Source organism: Streptomyces sp. NBC_00525, from assembly GCF_036346595.1.
In the GTDB taxonomy this organism is placed as follows: Bacteria; Actinomycetota; Actinomycetes; order Streptomycetales; family Streptomycetaceae; genus Streptomyces.
Map to the genome: position 1 here is coordinate 3,814,740 of NZ_CP107834.1, position 26,351 is coordinate 3,841,090.

27 protein-coding genes and 1 pseudogene are annotated in these 26,351 nt (G+C 72.7%); 20 read left to right on the top strand and 8 right to left on the bottom strand.

Going from position 1 to position 26,351, the window contains the following annotated elements; translation table 11 throughout:
• Positions 1-28: 28 nt before the first annotated feature.
• The 9 genes and pseudogenes from OG710_RS17000 to OG710_RS17040 all read left to right on the top strand — a co-directional run bounded on the left by OG710_RS17000 (position 29) and on the right by OG710_RS17040 (position 10,631).
• A complete protein-coding gene (locus OG710_RS17000; RefSeq protein ID WP_330242269.1) occupies positions 29-859 on the top strand; it encodes a helix-turn-helix transcriptional regulator in 831 nt (276 codons plus the stop codon).
• Between the two features lie 120 nt (positions 860-979).
• Positions 980-1,774, top strand: coding sequence for a TIGR03084 family metal-binding protein (locus OG710_RS17005; RefSeq protein ID WP_330240098.1), 795 nt, complete (start codon positions 980-982; stop codon positions 1,772-1,774).
• Positions 1,771-3,639 (top strand): acyclic terpene utilization AtuA family protein, encoded by a 1,869-nt coding sequence (locus OG710_RS17010; RefSeq protein ID WP_330240099.1) that lies wholly within the window; start codon positions 1,771-1,773, stop codon positions 3,637-3,639. The genes OG710_RS17005 and OG710_RS17010 overlap by 4 nt, the downstream gene beginning before the upstream one ends.
• Positions 3,636-5,234: an acyl-CoA carboxylase subunit beta gene (locus tag OG710_RS17015; protein ID WP_330240100.1), complete on the top strand. Its 1,599-nt coding sequence runs from the start codon at positions 3,636-3,638 to the stop codon at positions 5,232-5,234. The genes OG710_RS17010 and OG710_RS17015 overlap by 4 nt, the downstream gene beginning before the upstream one ends.
• Positions 5,235-5,240: 6 nt before the next feature.
• The gene (locus tag OG710_RS17020; protein ID WP_330240101.1) at positions 5,241-7,220 is read left to right on the top strand and encodes an acetyl/propionyl/methylcrotonyl-CoA carboxylase subunit alpha; all 1,980 of its coding nucleotides are present in this window, start codon (positions 5,241-5,243) and stop codon (positions 7,218-7,220) included.
• Positions 7,217-8,377, top strand: a complete 1,161-nt coding sequence (locus OG710_RS17025; RefSeq protein WP_330240102.1) for an acyl-CoA dehydrogenase family protein — start codon at positions 7,217-7,219, stop codon at positions 8,375-8,377. Before OG710_RS17020 ends, OG710_RS17025 begins: the two co-directional genes overlap by 4 nt.
• A gap of 148 nt (positions 8,378-8,525) precedes the next feature.
• Positions 8,526-9,722: an RNA-guided endonuclease InsQ/TnpB family protein gene (locus tag OG710_RS17030; RefSeq protein WP_330240103.1), complete on the top strand. Its 1,197-nt coding sequence runs from the start codon at positions 8,526-8,528 to the stop codon at positions 9,720-9,722.
• Between the two features lie 23 nt (positions 9,723-9,745).
• A pseudogene (locus OG710_RS17035) lies at positions 9,746-10,060 on the top strand (AMP-binding enzyme); the annotation flags it as partial.
• Positions 10,061-10,160: 100 nt separating this feature from the next.
• Positions 10,161-10,631 carry a DUF5959 family protein gene (locus OG710_RS17040; RefSeq protein WP_330240104.1) on the top strand — a complete coding sequence of 157 codons (471 nt, stop codon included), beginning with the start codon at positions 10,161-10,163 and terminating at the stop codon, positions 10,629-10,631.
• Here OG710_RS17040 and OG710_RS17045 read toward each other — a convergent pair.
• Both OG710_RS17045 and OG710_RS17050 read right to left on the bottom strand, forming a co-directional pair.
• Complete coding sequence (locus OG710_RS17045; protein WP_330240105.1) at positions 10,601-11,179, bottom strand: CYTH domain-containing protein; 579 nt, start codon at positions 11,177-11,179, stop codon at positions 10,601-10,603. The genes OG710_RS17040 and OG710_RS17045 overlap by 31 nt on opposite strands.
• A 38-nt stretch (positions 11,180-11,217) precedes the next feature.
• Positions 11,218-11,679 carry an ATP-binding protein gene (locus OG710_RS17050; protein ID WP_330240106.1) on the bottom strand — a complete coding sequence of 154 codons (462 nt, stop codon included), beginning with the start codon at positions 11,677-11,679 and terminating at the stop codon, positions 11,218-11,220.
• Between the two features lie 289 nt (positions 11,680-11,968).
• Between OG710_RS17050 and OG710_RS17055 the strand changes: the two genes are divergently transcribed.
• Positions 11,969-12,814, top strand: a complete 846-nt coding sequence (locus tag OG710_RS17055; protein ID WP_330242270.1) for a helix-turn-helix domain-containing protein — start codon at positions 11,969-11,971, stop codon at positions 12,812-12,814.
• Between the two features lie 67 nt (positions 12,815-12,881).
• Here OG710_RS17055 and OG710_RS17060 read toward each other — a convergent pair whose 3' ends face one another.
• Both OG710_RS17060 and OG710_RS17065 read right to left on the bottom strand, forming a co-directional pair.
• Positions 12,882-13,499 (bottom strand): LysE family translocator, encoded by a 618-nt coding sequence (locus OG710_RS17060; protein WP_330240107.1) that lies wholly within the window; start codon positions 13,497-13,499, stop codon positions 12,882-12,884.
• Between the two features lie 28 nt (positions 13,500-13,527).
• Positions 13,528-14,268: a metallophosphoesterase gene (locus tag OG710_RS17065; protein WP_330240108.1), complete on the bottom strand. Its 741-nt coding sequence runs from the start codon at positions 14,266-14,268 to the stop codon at positions 13,528-13,530.
• 152 nt (positions 14,269-14,420) lie between these two features.
• Between OG710_RS17065 and OG710_RS17070 the strand changes: the two genes are divergently transcribed.
• The 4 genes from OG710_RS17070 to OG710_RS17085 all read left to right on the top strand — a co-directional run bounded on the left by OG710_RS17070 (position 14,421) and on the right by OG710_RS17085 (position 17,961).
• Positions 14,421-15,119: a CGNR zinc finger domain-containing protein gene (locus OG710_RS17070; RefSeq protein WP_330240109.1), complete on the top strand. Its 699-nt coding sequence runs from the start codon at positions 14,421-14,423 to the stop codon at positions 15,117-15,119.
• Positions 15,120-15,203: 84 nt separating this feature from the next.
• The gene (locus OG710_RS17075) at positions 15,204-16,487 is read left to right on the top strand and encodes a hypothetical protein (protein WP_330240110.1); all 1,284 of its coding nucleotides are present in this window, start codon (positions 15,204-15,206) and stop codon (positions 16,485-16,487) included.
• Between the two features lie 199 nt (positions 16,488-16,686).
• Positions 16,687-17,367 (top strand): hypothetical protein, encoded by a 681-nt coding sequence (locus OG710_RS17080; RefSeq protein ID WP_330240111.1) that lies wholly within the window; start codon positions 16,687-16,689, stop codon positions 17,365-17,367.
• Between the two features lie 39 nt (positions 17,368-17,406).
• The gene (locus tag OG710_RS17085) at positions 17,407-17,961 is read left to right on the top strand and encodes a GNAT family N-acetyltransferase (protein WP_330240112.1); all 555 of its coding nucleotides are present in this window, start codon (positions 17,407-17,409) and stop codon (positions 17,959-17,961) included.
• A 15-nt stretch (positions 17,962-17,976) separates the two neighbouring features.
• On the opposite strand, the gene OG710_RS17090 is transcribed toward OG710_RS17085, so the two are convergent.
• The gene (locus OG710_RS17090; protein WP_330240113.1) at positions 17,977-18,465 is read right to left on the bottom strand and encodes a hypothetical protein; all 489 of its coding nucleotides are present in this window, start codon (positions 18,463-18,465) and stop codon (positions 17,977-17,979) included.
• A gap of 90 nt (positions 18,466-18,555) precedes the next feature.
• Here OG710_RS17090 and OG710_RS17095 point away from each other — a divergent pair, with 90 nt between their 5' ends.
• Positions 18,556-20,283: a hypothetical protein gene (locus OG710_RS17095; RefSeq protein WP_330240114.1), complete on the top strand. Its 1,728-nt coding sequence runs from the start codon at positions 18,556-18,558 to the stop codon at positions 20,281-20,283.
• A gap of 182 nt (positions 20,284-20,465) precedes the next feature.
• Entirely contained in the window at positions 20,466-20,984 is a 519-nt protein-coding gene (locus tag OG710_RS17100; RefSeq protein ID WP_330240115.1) for a hypothetical protein, read from the top strand.
• Here the strand turns inward: OG710_RS17100 and OG710_RS17105 are convergent.
• Complete coding sequence (locus OG710_RS17105) at positions 20,960-22,081, bottom strand: DUF4037 domain-containing protein (protein ID WP_330240116.1); 1,122 nt, start codon at positions 22,079-22,081, stop codon at positions 20,960-20,962. The genes OG710_RS17100 and OG710_RS17105 overlap by 25 nt on opposite strands.
• Positions 22,082-22,224: 143 nt before the next feature.
• On the opposite strand from OG710_RS17105, the gene OG710_RS17110 reads away from it, so the two are divergent.
• Both OG710_RS17110 and OG710_RS17115 read left to right on the top strand, forming a co-directional pair.
• A complete protein-coding gene (locus OG710_RS17110) occupies positions 22,225-22,962 on the top strand; it encodes an enoyl-CoA hydratase family protein (protein ID WP_330240117.1) in 738 nt (245 codons plus the stop codon).
• Positions 22,950-23,546, top strand: coding sequence for a TetR/AcrR family transcriptional regulator (locus OG710_RS17115; protein WP_330240118.1), 597 nt, complete (start codon positions 22,950-22,952; stop codon positions 23,544-23,546). The genes OG710_RS17110 and OG710_RS17115 overlap by 13 nt, the downstream gene beginning before the upstream one ends.
• Positions 23,547-23,616: 70 nt before the next feature.
• Here the strand turns inward: OG710_RS17115 and OG710_RS17120 are convergent, their stop codons facing one another.
• Positions 23,617-24,195, bottom strand: a complete 579-nt coding sequence (locus OG710_RS17120) for a hypothetical protein (RefSeq protein WP_330240119.1) — start codon at positions 24,193-24,195, stop codon at positions 23,617-23,619.
• Between the two features lie 109 nt (positions 24,196-24,304).
• On the opposite strand from OG710_RS17120, the gene OG710_RS17125 reads away from it, so the two are divergent.
• Positions 24,305-24,856 (top strand): GNAT family N-acetyltransferase, encoded by a 552-nt coding sequence (locus OG710_RS17125; protein WP_111336975.1) that lies wholly within the window; start codon positions 24,305-24,307, stop codon positions 24,854-24,856.
• A 25-nt stretch (positions 24,857-24,881) separates the two neighbouring features.
• On the top strand, positions 24,882-25,469 hold the full coding sequence (locus OG710_RS17130; RefSeq protein ID WP_330240120.1) for a hypothetical protein: 588 nt from the start codon (positions 24,882-24,884) through the stop codon (positions 25,467-25,469).
• Positions 25,470-25,525: 56 nt separating this feature from the next.
• Here OG710_RS17130 and OG710_RS17135 read toward each other — a convergent pair whose 3' ends face one another.
• Positions 25,526-26,287, bottom strand: coding sequence for a thioesterase II family protein (locus OG710_RS17135; RefSeq protein WP_330240121.1), 762 nt, complete (start codon positions 26,285-26,287; stop codon positions 25,526-25,528).
• Positions 26,288-26,351: the final 64 nt, after the last annotated feature.

Sequence of the window (26,351 nt, forward strand, 5' to 3'; positions counted from 1 at the left end):
GGCCGCCGCCGGGGCCGCCGTCGATGACATGCCATGTCATGGCGGACGGCCCGCCCGGCGGGTACGGTCGGCCCTCGTGACAGTCGGCGAACTCCTACGGCGGTGGCGGCACCGCAGGCGCGTCAGCCAGCTCGACCTCGCGCTCGCGGCCGGCGTTTCGGCGCGCCACGTCAGCCTGGTGGAGACGGGGAAGACGAACCCGAGCGCCGACATGGTCCTGCGGCTCGCCGAGCGGCTGGACGTGCCCCTGCGCGAGCGCAACCGGCTGCTCCTCGCGGCCGGCTTCGCGCCCCGGTACCCGGAACGGCCCCTCGGGGACGGTGCGCTCGCGGCGGCCCGCGAGGCGGTCGAGCGGGTGCTCCGGGCGCACGAGCCGTATCCGGCGGTGGCCTTCGACCGCCGCTGGGACATCCTGCGCGCCAACCGGGCCGTCGAGCCGTTCTTCGCCGGCGTCGCCCCCGAACTGCTGCGCCCGCCGGTCAACCTCGTACGCCTCGGCCTGGACCCGCGCGGCTTCGCCCCGCTGGTCGTCAACCTCGCCGACGTCCGCGCCGTGTTCCGGGCCCGCGTCGGCCGCCAGCTCGCCGCCGCCCCCGATCCCCGGCTCGCCGCGCTGTACGACGAGCTGCTGGGACCGGCGGCCGGGGACGGCGAGGACGCGGAGGCGGCGGGGCGCTCGATCGCGGCCGAGTCCGACGTGGTCCTGCCGATGATCCTGCGGCTCGACGGACGCGAGGTGCGGATGTTCTCCACCATCACCACGTTCGGTACCCCGATGGACATCACCCTGGACGAGGTCGCCATCGAGCTGTACTACCCGGCGGACGCGGAGAGCGCGGCGTACTTCGAACAGGGCTGAGGGCGCAGGGCCGCCGGACGCCGCCCGGACCCGACAAAAATCATGCAAGCATGCTTGATTGTTTTGCGTCGCGCTGGCAGGCTCCCCAGACACACCGCCACGCCCCGAGGGGAGCGCACCGTGTCCGATGTCGCAGCCGTGCTCGACGATCTGCGCAGGGAGAGCGAGGAACTCGATCTGCTGGTCGCCGGGTTGAGCGTGTCGCAGTGGGCGGGGGAGACGCCCGCCCAGGGGTGGACGATCGCCCATCAGGTGGCGCATCTGAGCTGGACGGACGGGGTCGCGCTGAAGGCGGTCACCGATCCGGCGGGCTTCGGCGGCGAGGTCGAGAAGGCGCTCGCGGACCCCGAGCACTTCGTGGACCGGGCCGCCGGGGAGATCGTCGCCGCGTACGCCCCCGACGCCCTGCTCGTCCGCTGGCGCGAGGGCCGCGAGCGGCTGTACGACGCGCTGGCCGCCGCCCCCGCCGGCACGAAGTTCCCCTGGTACGGCCCGCCCATGAGCATCGCCTCCATGGCGACCGCCCGGCTCATGGAGACCTGGGCCCACGGCCAGGACATCGCCGACGCCCTGGGCGCGACCCGCGCCCCGACCGCCCGGCTGCGCCATGTCGCCCGCATCGGCGTCCGGGCCCGTGACTACGCCTACTTCGTCCGGGGCGAGCAGGCCCCCGCCGAGGAGTTCCGGGTGGAACTGGAGGCGCCGGACGGCGAGTTGATCACGTACGGGGCCGAGGACGCGGCCCAGCGTGTCACCGGCCCGCTGTACGACTTCTGCCTGCTGGTCACCCAGCGCGCCCACCGCGACGACCTCGCGGTGCGGGCCGAGGGCCCGGACGCGGACGCCTGGCTCTCCATCGCCCAGGCATTCGCCGGCCCGGCGGGCGCGGGCAGGGCGCCGAAGGCGGAGCGATGAGGGGGCCGGCCGGGGCGCCGGGGGCCGGCGGGGCGGAGGTCGGGGCGCCGGGGGCAGGCGGGGCGGAGATCGGGGCGCCGGAGGCCGGCGGGGCGGAGATCGGGGCGCCAGGGGCAGGCGGGGCGGAGATCGGGGCGCCGGGGGCCGGACCGCAGCCCGGACCCCTCCGCATCGGCAACGCCTCCGGCTTCTACGGCGACCGCTTCGACGCCCTGCGCGAGATGCTCACCGGCGGCCCCCTCGACATCCTCACCGGGGACTACCTCGCCGAGCTGACCATGCTCATCCTCGGCCGCAGCCGCCTAAAGGACCCGGCGCGCGGCTACGCCTCCACCTTCCTGCGCCAGCTGGAGGAGGGCCTCGGCCTCGCCCGGGAACGCGGCGTGCGGATCGTCGCCAACGCGGGCGGCCTCAACCCGGCCGGGCTCGCCGACGCCATCCGGGACCTGGCCGCGAAGGCCGGGGTGCCGGTGCGCGTCGCCCATGTGGAGGGGGACGCCCTGCCCGTACCGGAGGGGTTCCTCACCGCCAACGCCTACCTCGGGGGAGCGGGCATCGCGGCCTGCCTGCGGGCCGGTGCCGAGGTCGTCGTCACCGGCCGGGTGACCGACGCCGCCCTCGTCACCGGCCCCGCCGCCGCCCACTTCGGCTGGGGCCCGGACGACCACGACGCGCTGGCCGGTGCCGTGGTCGCCGGGCACGTCCTGGAGTGCGGCACCCAGGCCACCGGCGGCAACTACGCCTTCTTCCGCGACCACGACCTGCGCCGCCCCGGCTTCCCCGTCGCCGAGATCCACCCGGACGGCAGCTCCGTCATCACCAAGCACGACGGCACCGGCGGCGTCGTGGACGTCGGCACCGTCACCGCCCAGCTCCTGTACGAGACCGGCGGCGCCCGGTACGCGGGCCCGGACGTCACCGCCCGGCTCGACACCGTACGGCTGGCGCAGGACGGCCCCGACCGGGTCAGGATCTCCGGCGTACGCGGGGAGGCCCCGCCGCCCACCCTCAAGGCCGGGCTCACCCGGCTCGGCGGCTGGCGCAACGAGGTCGTCTTCGTCCTCACCGGGCTCGACATCGAGGCCAAGGCCCAGCTGGTGAAGACCCAGATCGCGGACGCCTTCGCCCACTCCGGGCGCCGGCCGCAGGACGTCCGCTGGGAGCTGGCCCGTACCGACCGGGCCGACGCCGGCACCGAGGAGACCGCGAGCGCGCTGCTCCGGCTCGTCGTCCGCGACCCCGAACAGGAGCCCGTGGGGCGGGCGTTGTCCGGCGCGGCGATCGAGCTGGCCCTCGGCAGCTACCCCGGCTTCCACGTCACCGCGCCGCCCGGCAAGGGCGCCCCCTACGGCGTCTTCGAGGCCCGCTCCGTAGCGGCGGGAGACGTCGAGCACACCGCCGTACTCCCCGACGGGACCCGGCTCGCGATCCCCCACCCCGTACACACCCGGCACCTCCGGTACGCCGAACAGCCGCCGCTGCCACCGCCGTTGGAGCCCGGACCCACCCGTCGCGCGCCGCTCGGGCGGATCGCCGGGGCGCGGAGCGGGGACAAGGGCGGGGACGCCAACGTCGGCGTCTGGGTCTGGGGCGAGGACGCCTGGCGGTGGCTGGCGCACGAGCTGACCGTCGACCGCTTCCGCCGGCTCCTCCCGGAGACCGCCGACCTCACCGTCGTACGCCATGTCCTGCCGAACCTGCGCGCGCTGAACTTCACCGTGCACGGGCTCCTCGGCGAGGGCGTCGCCGCGCAGCACCGCTTCGACCCGCAGGCCAAGGCCGTGGGCGAGTGGCTGCGCGCCCGCCATCTGGAGATACCCGTGACCCTGCTGGACCGCACCGCGCACCCGGAGGTGCCCGCATGACCGTCCTGCCCACCGGGCTCGACACCGCGAGCCCCGACTACGCGGCCAACCGGGCCGCCATGCTCGACAAGCTCGCCGAACTGGACGCCGCACATGCCACGGCCCTGGCGGGCGGCGGCGAGAAGTACGTGGAGCGGCACCGGGGGCGCGGCAAACTGCTGGCCCGCGAGCGCGTCGAACTGCTCCTCGACCCGGACACGCCGTTCCTGGAGCTGTCGCCGCTGGCGGCCTGGGGCAGTGACTATGCGGTGGGCGCCTCGCTCGTCACGGGGATCGGGATGGTGGCGGGCGTCGAGTGCCTGATCACCGCCAACGACCCGACCGTACGCGGCGGGGCGTCCAACCCGTGGACGCTGAAGAAGGCGCTGCGGGCCAACGAGATCGCGTTCGCCAACCGGCTGCCCGTCATCAGCCTCGTCGAGTCCGGCGGCGCCGACCTGCCGTCCCAGAAGGAGATCTTCATCCCCGGCGGGGCCCTCTTCCGCGACCTCACCCGGCTCTCCGCCGCCGGCATCCCGACCGTCGCCGTCGTCTTCGGCAACTCCACCGCCGGAGGCGCGTACGTCCCCGGCATGTCCGACCACACGGTGATGATCCGGGAACGGTCCAAGGTGTTCCTGGGCGGGCCGCCGCTGGTGAAGATGGCCACGGGCGAGGAGAGCGACGACGAATCGCTCGGCGGCGCCGCGATGCACGCCCGTACGTCCGGGCTCGCCGACCACTTCGCCGTGGACGAGCACGACGCCCTGCGCCAGGCCCGCCGCATTGTCGCCCGCCTCAACTGGCGCAAGGCGCACCCCGAGCCGGGACCGGCCGAACCGCCCAAGTACGACGAGGACGAGCTGATCGGCATCGTGCCCGGCGACCTCAAGGTGCCGTTCGACCCGCGCGAGGTCATCGCCCGGCTGGTCGACGGCTCCGACTTCGACGCGTTCAAACCGCTGTACGGGACGAGCCTGGTCACCGGCTGGGCCGCGCTGCACGGCTACCCGGTCGGCATCCTCGCCAACGCGCAGGGCGTGCTGTTCAGCGAGGAGTCGCAGAAGGCCGCCCAGTTCATCCAGCTCGCCAACCAGCGCGACATCCCGCTCCTGTTCCTGCACAACACCACCGGCTACATGGTCGGCAGGGAGTACGAGCAGGGCGGCATCATCAAGCACGGCGCGATGATGATCAACGCCGTCTCGAACTCGAAGGTCCCGCACCTGTCGGTCCTGATGGGCGCCTCCTACGGCGCCGGCCACTACGGCATGTGCGGCAGGGCGTACGACCCGCGCTTCCTGTTCGCCTGGCCCGGCAGCAAGTCCGCCGTCATGGGCCCGCAGCAGCTCGCCGGAGTGCTCTCCATCGTCGCCCGCGCCTCGGCCGCCGCCAAGGGCCGCCCGTACGACGACGAGGCGGACGCCGCCCTGCGCGCCATGGTCGAGCAGCAGATCGAGTCCGAGTCCCTGCCGATGTTCCTGTCCGGACGGCTCTACGACGACGGGGTCATCGATCCGCGCGACACCCGGACCGTCCTCGGGATGTGCCTGTCCGCCATCCACACCGCACCGATCGAGGGCGCCCGCGGCGGCTTCGGCGTCTTCCGGATGTGAGTTGAGATGATCACCAGCCTGCTCGTCGCCAACCGGGGCGAGATCGCCTGCCGGATCTTCCGCACCTGCCGGGCCCTCGGCATCGCCACCGTCGCCGTGTACTCGGACGCCGACGCCGGGGCGCTGCACGTCCGGGAGGCCGACACCGCCGTACGGCTGCCGGGCGCGGCCCCCGCCGACACCTATCTGCGCGGCGACCTCGTCGTGGCCGCCGCGCTCGCGGCCGGCGCGGACGCCGTGCACCCCGGCTACGGCTTCCTCTCCGAGAACGCCGGATTCGCCGCCGCCGTCCAGGACGCCGGGCTGCGCTGGATCGGGCCGCCCGTCCGGGCGATCCGGCTCATGGCGTCCAAGACCCGCGCCAAGGAACTGATGGCCGCCGCCGGGGTGCCGCTCCTCGCGCCCGTCGACCCGGCCGCCGCGACCGCCGGCGACCTGCCGCTGCTGCTCAAGGCGGCGGCCGGCGGCGGAGGCCGCGGGATGCGGATCGTACGGGAACTGACCGCGCTGCCCGAGGAGTTGACGGCCGCCCGCGCGGAGGCGCTGTCCGCGTTCGGGGACGGCGAGGTGTTCGCCGAGCCGTACGTGGAGCGCGGCCGGCACGTCGAGGTCCAGGTGATGGCCGACGCGCACGGCGGTGTCTGGGCGCTCGGCACCCGCGACTGCTCGCTCCAGCGCCGCCACCAGAAGGTCATCGAGGAGGCCCCCGCGCCCGGCCTCCCCGACGAGCTGCGTGAGCGGCTGCACGAGGCCGCGGTGGCCGCCGCCCGCGCCGTCGACTACCGGGGCGCCGGAACCGTGGAGTTCCTGGTCACGGCGGACGGGCGGCCGTACTTCCTGGAGATGAACACCCGCCTCCAGGTCGAGCACCCCGTCACCGAGGAGGTGTACGGCCTCGACCTCGTCGCGCTCCAGCTCCGCATCGCCGAGGGCGCGCCGCTGCCGTCCCCCGCACCCCCGCCGCCCTCCGGGCACGCCGTGGAGGCCCGGCTGTACGCGGAGGACCCGGCCAGGGACTGGCAGCCGCAGGCCGGGACGCTGTACGCGCTCGCGGTGCCGGACGAGCCGGGGCTGCGGCTGGACACCGGATACACCGGGGGCGACACGATCGGCGTCCACTACGACCCGATGCTCGCCAAGGTGATCGCGCACGCCGGGACGCGCGCCGAGGCCGTACGCCTGCTCGCCCGCGCCCTGGAACGGGCCCGCATCCACGGCCCGGTCACCAACCGCGACCTCCTCGTCCGCTCGCTGCGCCACCCGGACTTCGCGGCCGCCCGCCCGGACACCGGCTTCTACGACCGCAACCTGCCAGGGCTGACGGAGGTGGCCGACACGGTCGCCGTCCGGCTCGCCGCCACCGCGGCCGCCGTGGGCGAGGCGGCGCGCAACGCCACCGACACCACCGCGGGTGGCTTCGCCCGGTTCGGCGCCTGGCGCAACCTCCCCTCGCAGCCCCAGCTCCGCCGCTACCGGGCCGAACCGGACGGCGCCGAGCACGAGATCGCGTACCGGCGGACCCGCGACGGGCTGAGGGTGGAGGGCGGCGGGGGCGTCGAGGACGTCCGCGTGGTCGCCGCCGGCCGCGCCCGCGTCACCCTCGAACACGGCGGGGTCACCCGCCACTACGACGTACTCGCCCGCGACGGCAGGGTGTACGTGGACACCGCGTCCGGCGCGTACACCTTCACCGCCCTGCCGCGCTTCACCGACCCCGCCGACCGCACCGAACCCGGCTCCCTGCTCGCCCCCATGCCCGGCACGGTCGTCCGCCTCGCGGACGGCCTCGCGGAGGGGGCCGCCGTGGCCGCCGGGCAGCCGCTGATCTGGCTGGAGGCGATGAAGATGGAGCACCGCATCCTCGCCCCCGCCGCCGGCACGCTCACCGCCCTGCATGCCGCGCCCGGCCAGCAGGTGGAGGTGGGCGCCCTGCTCGCCGTCGTCACGGAATCACCCATGGACCCTTCTGAGGAGCAGTCCGTATGAGCACCGTCCTCGAAACCGAAGAGCACCAGGCCCTGCGCGCCGCCGTCGCCGCCCTCGGCAAGCGGTACGGGCGGGAGTACATGACCGGCCTCGTCAGCGAGGGCGGCCACCCGCGCGAGCTGTGGGCGGACGCCGCGAAGGCCGGCTTCCTCGGCGTGAACCTCCCCGAGGAGTACGGCGGCGGGGGCGCCGGGATGGCGGAACTGTCCATCGTCCTGGAGGAGCTGGGCGCGTCCGGCTCGCCGCTCCTGATGATGATCGTCTCGCCCGCCATCTGCGGCACGGTGATAGCCCGCTTCGGCACCGACGAGCAGAAGCGGCAGTGGCTGCCCGGCCTCGCCGACGGCAGCCTGACCATGGCCTTCGGCATCACCGAGCCCGACGCCGGCTCCAACTCGCACCGCATCACCACGACCGCCCGCCGCGACGGCGACGACTGGCTGCTCACCGGCCGCAAGGTCTTCGTCTCCGGCGTCGACATCGCGGACGCCACCCTCATCGTCGGCCGCACCGAGGACGCGCGGACCGGCAAGCTCAAGGCGTGCCTGTTCATCGTCCCCCGCGACACCCCCGGCTTCGGGCGGAACCAGATCGACATGGAGGTCCACGCCCCGGAGAAGCAGTTCGAACTCGTCCTGGACGACGTACGGCTGCCCGCCGACGCGCTGGTCGGGGATGAGGACGCGGGGCTGCTCCAGCTGTTCGCCGGGCTCAACCCCGAGCGCATCATGACCGCGGCCTTCGGCATCGGCATGGGCCGTTACGCGCTCGGCCGGGCGGTCGAGTACGCGAAGACGCGCCAGGTGTGGAAGGAGCCCATCGGCGCCCACCAGGCCATCGCCCACCCGCTGGCCCAGGCCCACATCGAACTCGAACTCGCGCGCCTGATGATGCAGAAGGCCGCCCGCCTGTACGACGCGGGCGACGACCTCGGCGCGGGCGAGGCCGCGAACATGGCGAAGTACGCGGCGGGCGAGGCATGCGTACGGGCGGTGGACCAGGCGGTGCACACGCTGGGCGGCAACGGCCTCACCCGCGAGTACGGCCTCGCCTCGCTGATCACGGGGGCGCGGGTCGCCCGGATCGCGCCGGTGAGCAGGGAAATGATCCTGAACTACGTGTCGCACCAGACGCTGGGGCTCCCGAAGTCGTACTGAGGGACACACACCGCTGTGCTCCGGCCGGGGGAGGAAACGAAGCTCCTGCGGAGCGGGGCGGGGAAGGCCGGTTCACCGCCAGGACGGACCGGCGTCCACTCTCAACTGACCGTGCTGGGTTACAAGCTGACGGGATAACATGTGAACTGTGAAGGCCATCCACGTGAAGCGGGCGTTCAAGTACCGCTTCTATCCGACTGACGTGCAGGCGGCGGAGCTGTCCCGCACGTTCGGCTGCGTGCGGAAGGTCTACAACCTAGCCCTGGCCGCCCGCACGGAAGCGTGGACGCGACAGGAACGGGTGAACTACAACCAGACGTCGGCAATGCTGACGGCCTGGAAGAAGACCGGGGAACTCGCCTACCTCAACGACGTCTCCTCCGTCCCGCTCCAACAGGCCCTGCGCCACCTCCAGACGGCATTCACGAACTTTTTCGGCAAACGGTCCAAGTACCCGCGTTTCAAGTCGCGGAAGAAGTCCCGGAAGTCGGCGGAGTACACCACCAGCGCGTTCCGGTTCCGGGACGGCAGGCTGACCCTGGCGAAGATGGACGCCCCGCTGGACATCGTGTGGTCCCGTCCGCTGCCCGAAGGCGCGTCGCCGTCCACGGCGACGGTGTCCCAGGACGCGGCCGGACGCTGGTATGTGTCCCTGCTGGTCGAGGACCCCTCCGTCCAGCCGCTCCCCGCCACCGGCACGGCCGTCGGCATCGACGTCGGCCTCGACCACCTGCTGACGCTGTCGACCGGGGAGAAGGTCTCCAACCCCCGGCACGAGCGACACGACCGTGCCCGCCTCGCCAAGGCCCAGCGGCAGCTTGCCCGCAAGGCCAAGGGCGACGGCGCCAACCGGGCCAAGGCACGCCGAAAAGCCGCCAAGGTCTACGCACGCATCACCGACCGCAGGCGTGACCACCTGCACAAGCTCACCACTCGGCTCGTTCGTGAGAACCAAACGATCGTGATCGAGGACCTCGCCGTTCGGAACATGGTGAAGAACAGCAGCCTGGCCCGCGCCATCTCCGATGCCGCGTGGTCGGAGTTCCGGAGCATGCTGGAGTACAAGGCCCAGTGGTACGGCCGCGAAGTGATCGCGATCGACCGCTGGTTCCCCTCCTCGAAGCTGTGCTCCGCCTGCGGCACCCTGCAGGACAGGATGCCGCTCAACGTCCGCACCTGGACGTGCGACTGCGGGACGACCCACGACCGGGACGTGAACGCGGCGAAGAACATTCTGGCCGTCGGGCTGACGGCGTCTGTCTGTGGAGCTGGTGTAAGACCCCAACGGAGTACTCCGGGCGGGCAGTCGGCGATGAAGCAGAAACCCCTACCGCGCGAGCCGTAGGACTCCCCCTCCTTCGAGAGGGGGAGGAAGTCAACAAGTACAAGGGCTACCAGGTCGCGCCCGCCGAACTGGAAGCGCTGCTCCTGGCCCACGAGGACGTCACGGACGCGGCGGTGATCGGCGTCCAGGACCCCGAAGGCAACGAGATCCCGAAGGCGTACGTGGTCCGAACCCTGGACACGCCCCTGACGGAGGCGGCCCTGATGGCGTGGGTCGCGGACCGGGTGGCCCCGTACAAGAAGATCCGCCGCGTGGAATTCACGGACACGGTGCCGCGAGCCGCCTCCGGCAAGATCCTCCGCCGAGAACTGAGAGACCGGGAGGCGGGGCGGGGGTAGGGCGCCTCCGCCCGGCGGCGCCGGATCGGCCCCGGCCGCAGCGCTCGCCCGAGGTCAGGAGACGATGCAGCCCCACCGGCGCACGAAAGCGAGTGACCCCATGTCGGATGCCGTTGCGATGGACCTCATCCACCTCGCCGATCCGGACGGTGACCGGTGCGTCGTACGCGTGACGGGGCGGTACCGGCCCGGCGTGCCGGCCGGCCACGACATCCTGCGCGCGGACGTGCTCGCCCACACGGACTTCGTCGATGCCCGGCTCGACCTGTACCTCTCCCCGGAAGACCTGGACGCCTGGGAGCGCCGGCTCTCCGAGCTGGAACCGGGCCGATCGGCCGTCATCGGCGGAGGCCGCGGCCCGACCCTCGAAATCCACCTGCACGAGGACGGCGAACTGTCGGTCCAGATCACCGACCCGGACCGCCTGTGGACGGCCCTGGGCATCCGCCCCCAGAAGAACTGGACGACCGAGCACCACAAACGCCTGCAGAACGTCCGCACCGGCTGGCCCCGCGAAACCACCGAACCGAGCCCGGGGGTCTACGAGTGGGCCCCCAACCACGAACGGTGACCGTGTGATCCCTCGAACCGGAGGTCCGTGATCGTTTCGAGGTCGATGCCGTACAGGGCGTACACCTTCGTCGTGTTGAGCGACGTCAGCCGCTCGCGGTCCAGCCCGAGCGCTGCCGCCGCCTCCCACACCTGGCCCTCCCCGTCCGCCTCGATCTCCAGATACGGAGGGATACCCGGCCACTCGTCGATCTCCAGACGGGCGGTGCCGAGCGTGTAGGACGTGCGGCGGTTCTCCTGGTAGCCGCGCGGCACGAGCCCGGCGAGGCGCAGCAGGGCGGCGGCCTCGCCGAAGTCGTTCACCGTCACCTCCGTCTCACGCGTGCCGTCGACGGCGTCGGTGGTGATCTCCTTGACGCACAGCGTGGTGGAGTCGCCCGTATCCCGCAGACGAACCCAGCGGCCGGGCGCGGGCGGGACGGTGTCGTAGACGAAGCGGCGCATGAGGCGCCGGGGCGACACCTCGATGCCGCCCGCGTCGCAGATCCTGCGGGTGATGTCCTGGACGTCGATGTCGAGGGACTTCGCCTCGTACTCGATGTTCGTCACGGTAGTGGTTCCTTGCCCCTGGTAGTCGGTCGGTTGGTTCAGCCGTCGTGCGGCACCTCTGCCCAAACGAACTTGCCGAACGGCCGGTCACCGACGCCCCACCGCTGCGGGCAGAGCACGTCGAGGATGAGCAGGCCGCGTCCACGCGTGCGTTCGTGGCCGCACTCCTCCACGCCCGACCGTCGCCGGGGCGCACGCCGCACGGGGTCGTGCACCTCGATGCGGGTCCGGCCGTTGTCGATGTCCAGCACGACGGAGATCAGGTCACCGGGTTCGGTTCCGTACCGGTAGGCGTTGGTGACGAGTTCGCTGGTGATCAGGACGGCGATGTCCGTGTGGTGCTCCGTCGCGTGCGGGGCGTGGTGGGCGATGTGCTCACGGGTGAACGTCCGCGCATGGCGCACGGATTGAGGCTCACTGGCGAGCAGCAGAGAGCGCGGCGGGCCGGCGGGGGGTGTGCAGGGGGCGGGGTCGAGGGGTGCTTGGGGGAGGTCGATCACGGGCTTCCTCGTGGCAAGTGCAAGGCAGGCGAAGTGGGCGCACCGGCATGGCCTTCCGGCGTGGGCGGGCACTCACGGAGAGTGGATTCCAGGCTGCACACCGCTGTGATGGGCGTGCAAGATTTTTCGACTCCGTACCGATCAAAAGGCGTCGAAGGCTTGCTTCGTCCTGCATGGCGTGCGCGGGGGTGCTTTCATCTCGGGTGAAAGACCTCCCTCGCTCGGGGGCGTGCCGAAGGGGACCGACGTGGCTGCGAGGCCGACAGAGTCAACCGTTCCGCGACGAGAACTGGGCCGGAACCTGCGGAACTTACGCAATCGAGCGCACCTCACCGTGCGTGCGGCAGCGGCCAGGCTGGAGTGGTCGGAGGCCAAGATGTGGCGCATCGAAACGGGGCAAACCGCGCTGCGGAGCCTCGATGTCCAGGCGATGTGCTCGGTGTACGGAGCGCCACCGGACCTCACGGCGGCACTGATGGGTCTGGCGAAGGAGACCAGGGCGCGTGGACTGTGGCATGCCTACGGCGACTCGGTGCTGGAGGGGTTCCACGTCTTCGTCCGGTTGGAAGAGGCATCGGAGAACCTGACGGTGTACGAGACCGACCTGATCCCCGGCCAGTTCCAGACTGAGGACTACGCGCGCGAGATCATCCGCACGCATATCCGGGGGATCAGCGACGCGGACCTGGAACAGCGACTGCGTCAGCGTATGGAGCGGCAATCCCGCCTGACCCGGTCCATGGACCCGCCGGTACTGAGGGTCGCTCTGGACGAGGCGGTGGTACGGCGGCCTGTCGGTGGAGCGGGAGTGATGGCTCGCCAACTCGCGCACCTGGTCTATGTCGCCGGTCTACCGAACGTCTCGATCCGGGTCACGCCATTCGCCGCCGGTGCGCACGCGGGAATGGTCACCGGTCCCTTTGTGATCTTTCGCTTCCCCGTGACCGGCGACGGCATGCACACGGAGCCGTCCACCGTCTATTCCGACGGGTACTCCGGCGGCCTGTTCCTGGACAAGGAGTGGGAGGTGCGGCAGTACGACGAGGCCTTCACCGAGATCTGGGACGCATCGCTGGGCGAGCGGGAGTCGATGTGCCTGCTCTCCGAGGTGGCCGGCGGCTTCGGGGGAGGCTGAGCCTCGTCGGCGCTGTCGGCGCACGGGAGAGCAAGGGTGTGGGGCAGGACCAGGGCGGTTTCTTCGGTCAGGTCACTGCGGCTCGGATGCCGAGGGTTATCAGGATTGCCGAAGTCGCCCTGGTGGCCGCCCGTTTGAAGCGGGGGGTGTGCAGGAGGTGTGAGGCGCGGGCCAGGAGGAACGACCAGGCGGTGAGCCAGAGGGTGATCAGGAGGGCGTGGGCGGTGGCCAGGGTGAGGATCTGGCCGCTCAAAGGGTGTGCGGGCGTGACGAATTGGGGGACCAGCGTCAGGTAGATGGCGGCGGCCTTCGGGTTGAGGACGTTCGCGAGGAACGCCTGGGCGTACACGGAGTCCGTGCCCCTCGGGCGGCGGCGGGCCGGGGCCGCCTCGCGCGGGGTCGCGGAGCGCCAGGTCCACAGGCCGAGGCCGATCAGATAGACGGCGCCGACGAGTTTGATCACCGTGAAGGCCACGCTGGAGTGCATCACCAGGGCCGACAGACCGGCGATGGCCAGGGCGGCGTGGACGTACAGGCCGGTGACCGTGCCCAGGACGACGGGGAGCGCCCGGCGGCGGCCGCCGCCGGTGACGTGCTGGACCAGCAGGGCCAGGCTCGCCCCGGGGGTGGCGATCAGCGGAAGGATCGCCACCAGGAAGCCGGCGACGGCTACGGGATGGACCACGGTGCCTCCGGTGCGTACGGGCGGGGGATCAGAGCACGGCCCGGTAGTGGGTGGTCAGGCGCCGGTCGTCGGACAGGACGTGGAACGCGAGGCCGGGCGGCTGGTCGCGGTCGGCGGCCTGGTCGCCCTCCCACGGCATGCGCAGGGTCCAGGTGATCGCCGGGCCGACGACCAGCGGGCGCCCGGCGAACACCGAGGCGGCCGCGGTGTGGGCGTGGCCCGTCAGGACGGCGACGACCTGCGGGTGCGCGGCGATCAAGTCGGCCAGGTCCCCCGGCTGTTCGAGCATGTGGGCGTCGGGCAGCGGATGGTGGAGCTCGACGGGCGGCTGGTGGAAGGCGATCAACGCGGCGGCGTCCTGCGGCAGCGCGGACAGTGTGGCGTCGATCCAGGCGAGCGTTTCGGCGTCGAGCCGGCCCTCGTCGCGGCCGGGAACGGTGGAGTCGCACATCAGGACGGTGGTGCCGCCGACGCGGTGCACCCGGTTCACGGGGCCGGCGCCGGGCGCCTCACCGAGGAGGGCCTTGCGGTACGCCGGTCGCGCGTCGTGGTTGCCGGGGCACGTCAGCACGGGGAAGGGAGCGGCCAGGATCTGGGCCGCCTCCTCGTACTCGGCCTCCGCGCCGTGATCGGCGATGTCCCCGGTGACCAGGAGCGCGTCGACCGGGCGGGGCAGGGCACGCAGGTAGTCCATGACGCGGGTGGCGCGCCGGGTCGCCCGCGCGCTGCCGTCCAGGTGCAGATCGCTGATCTGTGCGAGCAGGGTCATTCCGCGGTCGCCTCCCCCGGCGGGGCCACCCGCCTCAGTCATCTCTAACGGAAGTTTTCAGTTTTACCGTTAGGGACTTTAGGGTGTGCGGAGCGGTGTGATCAAGTGGGTGGCGGCGGGGGGCCGGGCATCGAGAGGGAAAGGGGCGCGTTGTGGAACGCTGGCTGGCGCTGGAACTGGCGAGCACGATCCGCCACGACGGAGACGGCGGCGTTGCGGACGACCTCGCCACGGTCCAGGGGGCGACGCGCTGGCTCCAGGAACAGGCCGAGCTGCTCACGGGCGTCGTCCCGGCCGAGGGCGAGACCGAGGGCCCGGTCGTGGACGAACGCCTCCGGCTCGGCATCGTCGAGCTGCGCCAGGCGGTCCGGGCCCTGTTCGCCCGGGCGGTCAGCCCCGCACCCGCCAGCCCGGCCGACGCCCACCGCCTGCTGCCGGCCGCCGAGGCGCTGGCCCGCGTCAACGCGGCCGCCGCGCGCGAACCGGTCGCCCCGCAACTCGACTGGCCCGAGGGCGGCGACCCCGCCGCCGGTCCGCTGTCCGCCGAGAACGATCAGTACGTACGCCTGACGGCGGCCCTGGCCCGCGCCGCGATCGACTTCCTGACCGGCCCGCAACGCACCCAACTGCGCTCCTGCACGGCACCCCGCTGCGTGCGCTACTTCGTCAAGAGCCATGGCCGCCAGGAATGGTGCAAACCATCCTGCGGCAACCGCGCCCGCGCGGCCCGCCATTACCACCGCCAACGAACGACGGGGATGGATTCGGAGGCGGGTGGGGCCGGGGCCGACGGGCTCGGACGGCCGGAATTGCCAGCGCACTTCGGGGAAGTGATGTCACACCCATCATGACAGGTCAGAGGGTTTTCTCGTAGGAGGAACGGCACATGCGATCTGCCTTGTTCACCCCGCGCCGGAACGCCCAGGATCTCCGTCATGAATTACTCGAGGAAAGTCGATCAGGACGACGTCGTACGAGCGCGGAATGTGCTGCTCGCGTCGGGGTATCCCACGGCGAGCGAGGAAGTTGACGCCTGCCGGGTGCTCTCCCGGGTCAGCCCCGCCGCGTACCTTCCTCGCCTGGCCAGGTCCCTGCAGCGGCTGAGCTACGACTCCAGCGTCGGCGAGTGGCATCCGTCCGCGCTCGCGCTGTGCGAGGAGGCGGTCGCCGCCGCGCGGTCCATCGACCCGGCCGTGACTTCCCGGGCCGACGTTCTGTACCAGGCCCTCGACTCGTGCCAGCGCCAGCTGTACCGGGCGGGCCGACGCGCAGAAGGACTTGCCATGCGCGCCGAGATGCTCGCTCTTGGCCGCGCGCGGGCCGCAGCGACCGGAGGCTCCGCAGCCCGAGGACTGGGCGAATGGGCTGCCGGCCTCTCCGAGGAAGGCCGGTACGCCGAGGCTGCCGATGCCATGACCGAGTTGGCCACGGCGATCCTGCCCGACGGGCCCCGCAGTGGGGCTCTCGCCTGGACACTCCTCCAGTGGATCGCCGCTCTCCACGACGCCGGCCGGTTCGACGAAGCTCTCGCGGCGTTCGAAACCCTCGTCCGCATGGAAGAGGACGAAGCCGAGAACGACCGCGGTCCGATGGCCTGCCACCTCTACTCGCTCATCGGGTATGCGCACATGCTCGACGCCAACGGCCGGGGCGAGCAGGCGGCCCACGTGCGGCAGGACGCGCTTGCCCTGCTGACAGAGCTGGCGGTCACCGGTGAACGCAGAACCTGGAGCGGCTACCAAGTGTCGTTCTGGGTGGTGGTGCTGACCATGCTCGGCGCCGACAACGATCGGTCCGCGTCCGATGGACCCCGTCCGCCTTCGGGGACCGGGGTCATGGAGTGGTCGTCCGACACCGCGCAGCGCTACTTCGACAGCCGCCACGCTCTCCGCGAAGAAGTGGATGCCCTTGCTCCGCGAGCAGCCGAGGACCCTGACCGGCATCTGGCCGAACTGGTCCGCCTGCACCGGGTCCTCACTGTCCGCTCCGCCGTCTACTTGGAACGCTGCACCCAGCAGCTCGCGGGGCAGGCGGGCCCCCTGTTCGACCACGGAGTAGATCTGGCCCGTCGGCTGGCTCGGCACGACCCGGTGGGGGGACCGCGAACACTGGCGAGACTCCTGATCGACCGGTCGACCTTCCACACCGTCACCTACAAGTTCGGGCCCGCCCTGGAGGACTTCCGCCAAGCCCTGAACCACCTGGGGGAGGGCGGCTGACCCAGGCCGTGCGAGGCTCGCCCGCAGCCGTCGAAACGTGCAGATGATGTGAACATGGCGACAGTTTTCCTTCGGTCAACTCCCCGCCTACGCAAGGAAGTTGTGGGCAACCTGTGTGGCGTGGTCGGCAAGGGAGGGCTTCACAGCACCATGCCGTCACCACACCCATCGGTCGTGGAAACTCGAGAGAGGCGTCACTGTGGGAATTCTTCGTCGGATCGCCGGTTCAGCTCTGCTCGTCGGCGCGATGTTGGCCGCCACCGTCACCCCATCGGCGGCGGCCACCACCGCGGTCGGCCCGGTCAGCCTGAAGTTCATGGGTTTCGGCTCGGGCGCGGACAACATCGCGTACTCCTACGCCTTCCAGACCGCGTACGGCCAGGCTGCGAACATGGGCTTCGCGTCCAACCAGTGCCGGGTCATCGCGGGCCCGTTCCGTCTGCTCCAACTGCCCAGCGGCTACACCGAGTGGAGCGTGGAAATCCGGTGCACCGGTGAGCCGACGGTCAAGACCCCGACCCGCGACCTGGTGAGATACCTGGGCGGCGAGCACATGAGCACCACCTGGAACGTCCTCCCGTCCGCCGGGTACCACGTGGAGGGCAGCCTCGGCAGGCTCTACACGACCCCGGTCGCCGGAACCAGACCTCTCTACATGTGTCAGATCGGCAAGGACACCTTCACCTCCTCCGACGTCAACTGCGAGGGCCAGACATACGTGACCCGGCTCGGCTGGATCTACTCGGCGAAGCCCGCCAACGTGCAGACCAAGCTGATACGCCGGTGCCGGACCAATGGTCCGCTGGAGCACTTCGACTCCAACGCGAACAACTGTGAGGGCCAGGACGCCGAGGGCATCCTGGGCTACGCCCTGGTCTGATCCGCGCCCGTCCGGCGGCGCCGTGGCTAGAGTGCGGGCGTGGAGACGGGGATTGCGTACGAGCGCTGTGGGCCGGGTCAGGCGGACGAGTTGGTCGCCTTTCTCTCCGGTGACACCTGGCCCTTTCACGGGCGCGATGCGGTCGAACCGGGCGTGGCCCGGCAGTGGGTCGACGAGGGGCGGTTCTGGGGCGAGGACAACCGGGCGTTCTGGGTCATGTGTTCCGGGGAACGCGTCGGGTTGGTACGCCTGATGGACCTGGGCGACAACGCGCCCCTCTTCGACCTGCGCATCCGCTCCGGGCACCGGGGCCGCGGCCTCGGCGGACAGGCGCTCGCCTGGCTCACGCGCTACGTGTACGACGAGTTCCCCGAGGTCCGGCGGATCGAGGGCCACACCCGGCAGGACAACGCGGCGATGCGCCGTACGTTCGAGCGGTGCGGCTACGTGAAGGAGGCGCACCACCGCGACGCCTGGCCGGCCGCCGACGGTACGGTCCACGACGCCGTGGGGTACGCGATCCTGCGCCGAGACTGGGCCTCGGGCACGACGACGATCCCGGACTGGAACGACGAGAACCTCGCACAGCGCTGACAGGCGGCCGGTCGGTCAGGCGAACGGGGTCTCCGGGAAGTCCAGTTCGTCCAGCAGAGCCGCGAACAGGTCCTCCGCGAACGTGGTCCGGGTGCGCAGGACGTCCTCGATGTGCCGGCGCTCGGCGCTGGTGCGGACGCCCGCCGCCGTGGCCCAGGCGAGCGCACGCTCGGCGGTGACGGGAATCTCGTCCGGCAGGTCCGCCGCGCCGTCCGGGTTGAGCCGGGCCTGCCAGCGGTGGCCGTCCGCGTCCAGGCCGGTGACGACCGCGGTGCGGCTGTCGTGGACCTCGGCGAAGCAGGCCGGCGCCCCGGTCCACGCGACGAGGGCGGGCAGGCGTTCGGCCCGCCAGATGCCGTGCGCCAGCTCCAGGGTCTGCCAGCCACCCGGCCGCCCCTTCCACACCCGCACGCCGTCGTCCCCCGCCCCGACACCGCCGAACAGGGGCGCCTCCAGCAGGGAGCGCGGACTGCGCCCGAAGACCAGATGCCCCGAGAACCCCATGAACCCCTCCTCGCCGCGTACCGGAACAGGCTACGGACATCACTCCGCGGACCCCGGTGCGTGGCCGGATTCGGGCGCGGGATCATGGGGGTGTCGGGTTCTGCGGAGGGGGCGTACGTGTTCGGCAAGGTGGCGCGGATGGTGGGGCATCTGGAGGCGACCGGGGTCGGGTTGGTGCCCGATCACGCGGTGGTGGTCGACGCGCCGGACGCGCGGGCCGTCGAGGCGTTGGCCGGGGTGCGCAGGGGCGCGTACGAGCAGGCCCGCAAGCTCCTCGCGGTCACCCGCGAGGAGGCCGACTGGGTGCTGCGGGACGAGCTCGTCGGCGCCCTCGCCAGGCACGCCGTGGACGACGCGGCCTGGCTGGAGGCATGGCTCGCCGAGGCGCCGGAGGACCCCGACGCCCTGGTCGTGGAGGCTTTCCGGCGGGTCAAGGAGGCGTGGGAGGTCCGTACGGCCGCGGCCGCGAAGGACGTGGGCGAGGAGCGGTTCCGTGCCTTCCACGCCCTGCTGGACGACGCCCTGCCGGTCATCGAGGCGGCCGTCACGGCGGACCCCGCCGACCCCGTGCCCTGGTCCGCCGCCCTCACGCACTGCCTCGGGGCCGCCGCCCCGCGCGACGTCTTCGACGGCTGCCTGCGCCGGGCGCTCGCCTGCGCCCCGCACCACCCGCCCACCCACCTGGACGCCCTCCAGTACATCAGCGCCAAGTGGTACGGCAGCAACGAGGAGATGCTCGGCTACGCGGCCCGCGTCGCCGCCGAAGCGCCGGAGGACTCACCGCTGCGCGCCCTGGAGATCGTGGCGCTGACGGAGGCCGGGCTCGCCGCGCAGCGCCGCCCGCGCGGCAAGGGCGGCAGCGGCGCCCCCGACGACGCCCGGACCGACGAGATCATCGCCACCGCGCAGGCGTACTCCGTGTCGCGCCCGCCCGAGGACCGCGCCGCGCGGCTCGTCCGCAACCACCTGGTGTGGGCGCTGAACCGGCGGGAGCGCTGGGCCGAATCACTGGACGTGTACCGGTCCATCGGCCGGTACGCCTCCGCGTACCCGTGGGCGTACGCGGAGGAGCCGCTGGAGGCGTTCGTGCGGTTCCGGGACCACGCCCGGTCGCGGCTCGCCGCCTCCGTACCCCGTAACGGCACCGTCCCCGCCCCCGCCGTGCCGCTGCCCGACGCGGCGCGGGAGCGGGCGGCCCACGAGATCGCGTACGTACCCGCCCCGCCGCAGCGCGCCTCGCAGGAGCTGCTGCTGTGCGGCGCCACCGTCCGGCTCGCCCCGGCCGGCCGCTGGACGCTGATGGAGTCGGCGCCCTCGCAGGCGCCGCCCGGCAAACGAGGCCGCCGGGCCACGGTGCTGCGCCTCGGCGACCTGGCGAACGTCGCCGAGACGGCGTTCGACACCCCTGGCCTCACCACGCTGGTCGCCCGCTGCGAGGGCGGCGACGTCCGCGTCCTCGCCGTCGTGTCCAAGGGCCGTACGACCGCACGGCACCGGTGGGCGGGGCCCGGCTCGACGCCCGCCCAGGAGGCCGCCCGCCGGGACGCGGAGCTGCTGGTCGAGGCGGCCGGCGGCGGCGACGCCCGCGAGGTCGCCCGGCTGCTGCGCGATCCGGGCGACCCCGCCGAACTCCTGGTCCGCACCCTGCACACGCTGGGCCTCCCGCCGCTCCCGCCCGGCTTCGGCGAGCGCCCGGAAGTCCTGGCGGACGCCCGCGGCGCCACTGTCCACCGCGCCCGCTCGCTATGGCAGGGCATGAAGGACTTCATGAACGAGGACAACGACCCCAACCCGCCGCTGGAGCTGAACGGCCGGTGAACCGGCCTGCCCTCGGGGCGAGTTGACCGGAACGGCTCGGCTTCCGGGGGTTGCGGGTATACCCGCCCCGTGCCACTCTTTCGATAGTTCGCGGGGCGGGGAGCCCTGGGTATACGGCTATGCGGCTAGGTGGCTGTCCGGCTGTGCAGGCCGTCCGGCATTCGTTTCTTTGGGGGCAGGTCATGATTCACATCACCCTGGGCGCACGGCGTTACGTGAACCCGCAGGAGGACCAACTCGGGCGCAACATCGTCGGTTTCGACCCGGTCATGGACGACGACGCCCTCTTCCACGCCAACCGGGGCTGCTGGGTGCTGGGCGAGCGCGCCGAGAAGGAGCGGTACGCGCTCCTCACGCACGAGGGCGAGGTCCGCATGGCCATCGAGATCGACCGGCTCGTCCCGGTCGCCGGTGGGCGCAAGGCGATCGAGGGGCGGTACCTCACGGCGGGCGAGGAGGTCTACGACGCGTACGTGGGCAAGCCCACGCCCGTCGAGACGACCCGCAATCCGGTCACGTACTACGACTCCCCGCTGGGCGCCCGCACCTGTTACTGCGGTTGCGGCGAGACGGTGAACGGCGGCTGGTTCGTCATCGGCCACGACCAGCGCGCGCTGCACGCCCGGATCGCCAAGGTCGGCTCCGTACGGGAGTTCATCGACTGGTTCGACAGCGTCTACGTCGAGGAGCCGGGGGAGTAGCCGCCCGCGCCGTCCCCCGCGCCGTCCCCTGAGCCGTCCCCCGCGTCCGGGCACAGCAGCCCCGCCGCCGCGCGGCAGCGGTCCGGCCGGGTCAGGATCTCCACCGAGTCCACGGCCTGGTCGATCGCGCCCGGCAGCGTCGGGCGGCCGTTGCCGAGGCGGACGACCAGGGCGCGGACCCCGGGGTCGGTGACGCGATCGGCCAGGGCGGCGGTGAAGCGGTCGCCGAAGAGGACCCGGAGGTCGCGGGTGTGGAAGCGGCGCGGCTCCGGGTCCACCGCGTCGGCCAGGCCCAGCCGGTTGGTGGCCACCGCCAGCTCCCGCTGGGCGGCGCAGAGGGCGGCCTCGCGCTCACGCCAGGCCGTCGCCCGCACGGCCGCCGTGAGATGCGGGCCGACCCGCCCGGCGAGCGGCAGACGGGCGAAGGCACTGCCGAGCCATTTGCTGTACGGGGCCCAGCGCCGCTCCACGAGGAAGGCGAGGCGGACCAGATCGCGCGCGACCCGCGCCGTCACCAGGGCGCTGCCCAGGTCGTCGCCCACGGAGCCGGTCCGGCCGACGAACGCCTCCTCCTGCGACACACGCAGCCAGGCCGCCGCCAGTACGTAGCGCCAGACGTCGTCCGGGTACCACTCCAGGGCCGTACGGCGGGTCGCGAGGGCGCCCTCCGGGTCGTGGAAGACGGCGCCGCCGGTCAGGGTGGCCAGGCGCTGGGTGGGGGTGGTCAGCCAGTCCGTGACGGTCATGCCGTCCGCCGGGTCGCGGCCCATCAGGTCCGTGAAGAACCGGGGCGCGGTGACCACCTCCACCTGGTGGTGCGCGGCCCCGCCGTGAAGCGTGCCCCGCGCGAACGCGACGGGGAAGTCCTCGAAGCGGGACGGCAGTCGCTCCAGGGCCCGGTGTACGTGCTCCGCGTCGGCCGCCGCGGCCACGAACACCTGCGCGCGCGGCCCGAAGTCGTGGTCCGGGGAGACCGCGTCGTCGAAGCCGAGCACCTCGGAGCCGTCCCCCAGCAGACCGGCCGCATGCGCGACGCCGGTCAGCAGCGGGGCGACGGCCCGGTCGTAGAAGCGGTGGCAGAGCTGGAGTCCGGTCATGGTCACCAGGCTACGAAGCGCCTCAACCGGATTTCGCCGCGTGCCGGGCGCCGCGTAAAATCATGCAAGCGTGCTTGATTGTTCTTGGGGTGGCTGCCACGCTCGATGCGTCCGCCGGCCCACCGCAGTCAGGAGCGCGTCCCATGAGTCAGCTCGCCCCGCCCGTCCACGCGCGCGGCATCACCACCCTGACGCTCGACTCGCCCGCGAACCGCAACGCCCTGAGCGCCGGGCTCGTCGCCGAACTGACGGCGGCGCTGGACCACTGCGCGGCCGACGCGCGCGTACGGGCGGTCGTCCTCACCCACACCGGCAACACGTTCTGCGCCGGTGCCGACCTCCGGGCGCCCGCCGACCCGCACGACTTCGTCGCCCTGATGCGGCGCGTCGTCGCCCTGCCCAAGCCCGTCGTCGCGCGGGTCGACGGGCACGTCCGGGCCGGCGGGTTCGGGCTGCTCGGGGCGTGCGACATCGCCGCGGCCGGGCCGGGCGCCACCTTCGCGCTGACCGAGTCGCGGCTCGGGCTCGCCCCCGCCGTGATCTCGATGCCGCTGCTGCCCCGCATCGACCCCCGCGCCGCCGCCCGCTACTACCTCACCGGCGAGCGGTTCGACGCGGCGGAGGCCGCCCGCATCGGGCTGGTCACCCTGGCCGCCGAGGACGTGGACGCGGCCCTCGAACCCGTCCTGGACGGGCTGCGCCGGGCCTCCCCGCAGGGGCTGGCCGCGTCCAAGGCCCTGGTCACGGCTACTGTGCTCCAGAGCTTCGACCAGCACGCCGAAGACCTCGTCGCCCGCTCCGCCCGGCTGTTCGCCTCCGCCGAGGCCCGCGAGGGGATGACGGCCTTCCTCGAACGACGGGACCCCGCATGGGTGTTGTGAGCACGGGCAGCGGCAGCCCCGGCCCCAAGCAGGACCGCAGCCGCGCCACCCGGCGGCGCCTCCTGGAGGCCGCGGTGGCCTGCCTCGCCGAGCACGGCTGGGCCGGGTCCACGGTCGCCGTCGTCGCGGAACGCGCCGGCGTCTCGCGGGGGGCCGCGCAGCACCACTTCCCCACCCGCGAGGACCTGTTCACCGCCGCCGTCGAGTACGTCGCCGAGGAACGCTCCGCCGCCCTGCGCGCCGTCCCCGACCAGGACCGGGCCGCCGTCGTCGCCGCCCTGGTCGACCTCTACACCGGACCCCTCTTCCGCGCCGCGCTCCAGCTCTGGGTGGCCGCGTCCAACGAGGAGCAACTGCGGCCCCGCGTCACGGAACTGGAGGCGCGGGTGGGCCGCGAGACCCACCGCATCGCCGTCCACCTCCTGCGCGCCGACGAGACGAGGCCCGGGGTGCGCGAGACCGTGCAGGGGCTGCTCGACATGGCCCGCGGGCTGGGCCTCGCCAACGTCCTCACCGACGACACCGCGCGCCGCCGCCGGGTGGTGTCCCAGTGGGCGGCGCTGCTCGACGGTGCGCTGGGCTAGGGCCTGTCCGGCGGACCTGTCGTCCTCGAAGCCGTACGCTCCGGGCCCGAATCCCTCGGGGCCGTGCCTCTCAGGCCCGTACCGCCGTGATCAGCAGCCCGTCCGCCGCCTCGATCCGCAGCTTTCCGCCGTCCCACACCACCGGCAGCGGGGTGGCCGTCGTGTCGACCGGGGAGCCGGGATCGACCTCGCCGGACTCCGCGCTCAGCCCCCACCGGATGGTCAGCGAGGCCCGCTCGCCGACCGTGGCGGGCAGTCCGGAGGCCGCCCACACGTTGTCCGTGTCGCGGCCGTCGAACCGGACCACCAGACCGCTCCCGTTCAGCTCGTACGACCCCGTCTCGTCGTCGCCGTCCAGGCTCCAGCGGCGGCCGGTGAACTCGATCCGCCGGTACTCGTCGTTGACCTGGCCCCGCGGCTCGTACGAGAGGTTCCAGGCGCCGCTCACGAACGCTTCGAGCGCCGCGCCCGTGACGGTCGGCTTCGCGGCCGGGCGGCCCGCCGAGCCCGGCGCCTCCAGCGAACCGTCCGCGCCCTTCTTGTCCTTGCCGCAGGCCGCCAGCGCGACCGTGAGCAGGCCGATGCCTCCGTATCTGAGCACGTCCCGTCTTCGGACGATCTTCCGCAACTGCCGTATGTCGTTGAGCATGTGTACGCCGTCTTCCCTGGGTACGACCCGGTCTGTCATGGTCCGGGAGCCAGAGTGTGGCGCAGGAAACGCCTTGGTGTCAGCCGATCACGCGGATAGGGTCCGCGCCATGACGACGAGCGCCACACCTCCTTTCCCCGAGCACATCGAACTCACCGGCGAGGGGCTCGTGCTGCGCGACTGGCGCGAGGACGACACCGCCGCGATGCCGGCCCTGTTCGACCACCCGGACATCGCGTACTGGACGCCGATCGTGTCGCCCTTCGACGACGCGGCCGCCCGCCACCGCCTGGTCCGGGCCCGCCGGCTGCGGGCCGAGGGGACGGCCGTCCTGCTCGCCATCACCCTGGACGGCGGGGCGCCGCTCGGCGAGGTGATGCTGCGGCGCTCACCCGAGGGCACCGAGTTGGGTTACGCGGTCGGGCCCGCCCACCGCGGACAGGGGCTCGCCGGGCGCGCGGTACGGGTGATGGCCGCGTACGCCTTCGGGGAACTGGGCGCGGACCGGGTCATTTTGGAGCTGGAGGCGGAGAACGCGGCCAGCGTCGCCGTGGCCACCGCAACCGGCTTCCGACTGCTCGGCGTCCCCCTCATCGAGGGCGAGGAGAAGGGGCGCTCGTACGCCCTTCAGACCTGGGCGCTCGACCGCCCCGGCGCCTGACGGACCGAGGGGGAGCGGAGCGGACATGGGTGACTGGTTCCAGACCGTCGTCGATCTCGACGCCACCGAGCAGGAGGCGGCAGAGCTCGCCGACCGCGTCCTGGACCGGCTGATCGCCGACGGCATCGTGGCGGCCGACGCGACGGACTGCGTCCTGGGCGGCGGCGGGCAGGGGCACGCGCCCGGCCCGCACTACGCGAAGGCCGTCGACGACCCCGCCCCCGTCGACCTCTGGACCAACGGCCTGCACATCCTGACCGGGCGCACCGTCTTCGACAGCGGCCAGGGCGACCCGGCCGCGGCCGGCTGCCCGCTGTGCGCGGCGGAGGTCCGGCTGCTGGACGAGGAGACCTGGGAGGAGATCGACGGGGCTCGGGAGCCGTTCGCCGGGAAGTTCGACGCGTGGACGGAGGGCGGCGAGGGCCTCGTGCGCTGCCCGGCCTGCGCCCGCGAGAGCTCCATCGCGCGGTGGAGCTGGGAGGACGACTACTTCGCCTGCGGCCTGCTCGGCCTCACCTTCTGGAACTGGGCGGAGCTGACCCCGGCCTTCGTCCGCGACCTCGGCCGGCACCTCGGCGGCCACCGCACGGCGGTACTGCGGGGAAAGCTGTAGCAGGGGGCTGTGGCACCGGGGCCGGGCCCGGCGCCCGGCCCCGGCCCGCGCACCGGCTACGGGGTCGGCGCCAGGGCGTTCGTCAGCGCGGCCACCATGGCGGCTGGGTCCTCGTGCGGATAGTTGTGGCCGCCGGGCAGCAGCGTCAGCGAGAACGACGCCCCCGCGCAGTCGCGCCACCCCGGCAGCACGTCGGCCCGCGTCACATGGTCGTCCGCGCCGCCGAACACGTGCAACGGGCCGGGCAGCGGGTCGGGCGCGGCGAGCAGATAGCTCTCCGCCAGCCGCAGATCGGCGCGCATGACCCGCATGATCTGCTCCAGGAACGTGCGGAACGCCAGCAGTTCGTCGGGCAGGCCCCCGTTGCGCCGCAGCCAGTCGACCAGTTCGGCGTCGGAGGCCAGACCCATCGGCGAGGTGGGCGCGACGTGCGGGGGCCGGAAACCGGAGACGACGGTCGCGACCGGGGCGGGCAGCCCCCGCGCCGCGATCCGCCGGCTCAGCTCGTAGACCAGCGCCCCGCCGAAGCTGTGCCCGAACAGGACGTACGGCATGGAGAATTCGGGGGTCAGCCCGGCCAGCAGCCGGTCGGCCAGCGCGTCGAAACCGTCCGGCATCGGCTCGGCCTCCCGCGCGCCCCGGCCGGGCAGTTCGACGGGGGCCAGCTCCCAGCCCGCCGGTATGTGCTTGCGCCACCCCGCGAAGGCCCCGGCCCCGGCACCCGCCTGCGGTACGCAGATCAGCCGCGTGCGCACCGCGCCCACCGGCAGCCGGCCGAAGACCCAGCGTTCCTCCTGCGGCTGTGCCGTCGCACCCATGCGCTCCCCCTCTGCTGTCCGGACACGGTCGGACAGGATTGTGGCAGCCGCGCACCCGCCCCCG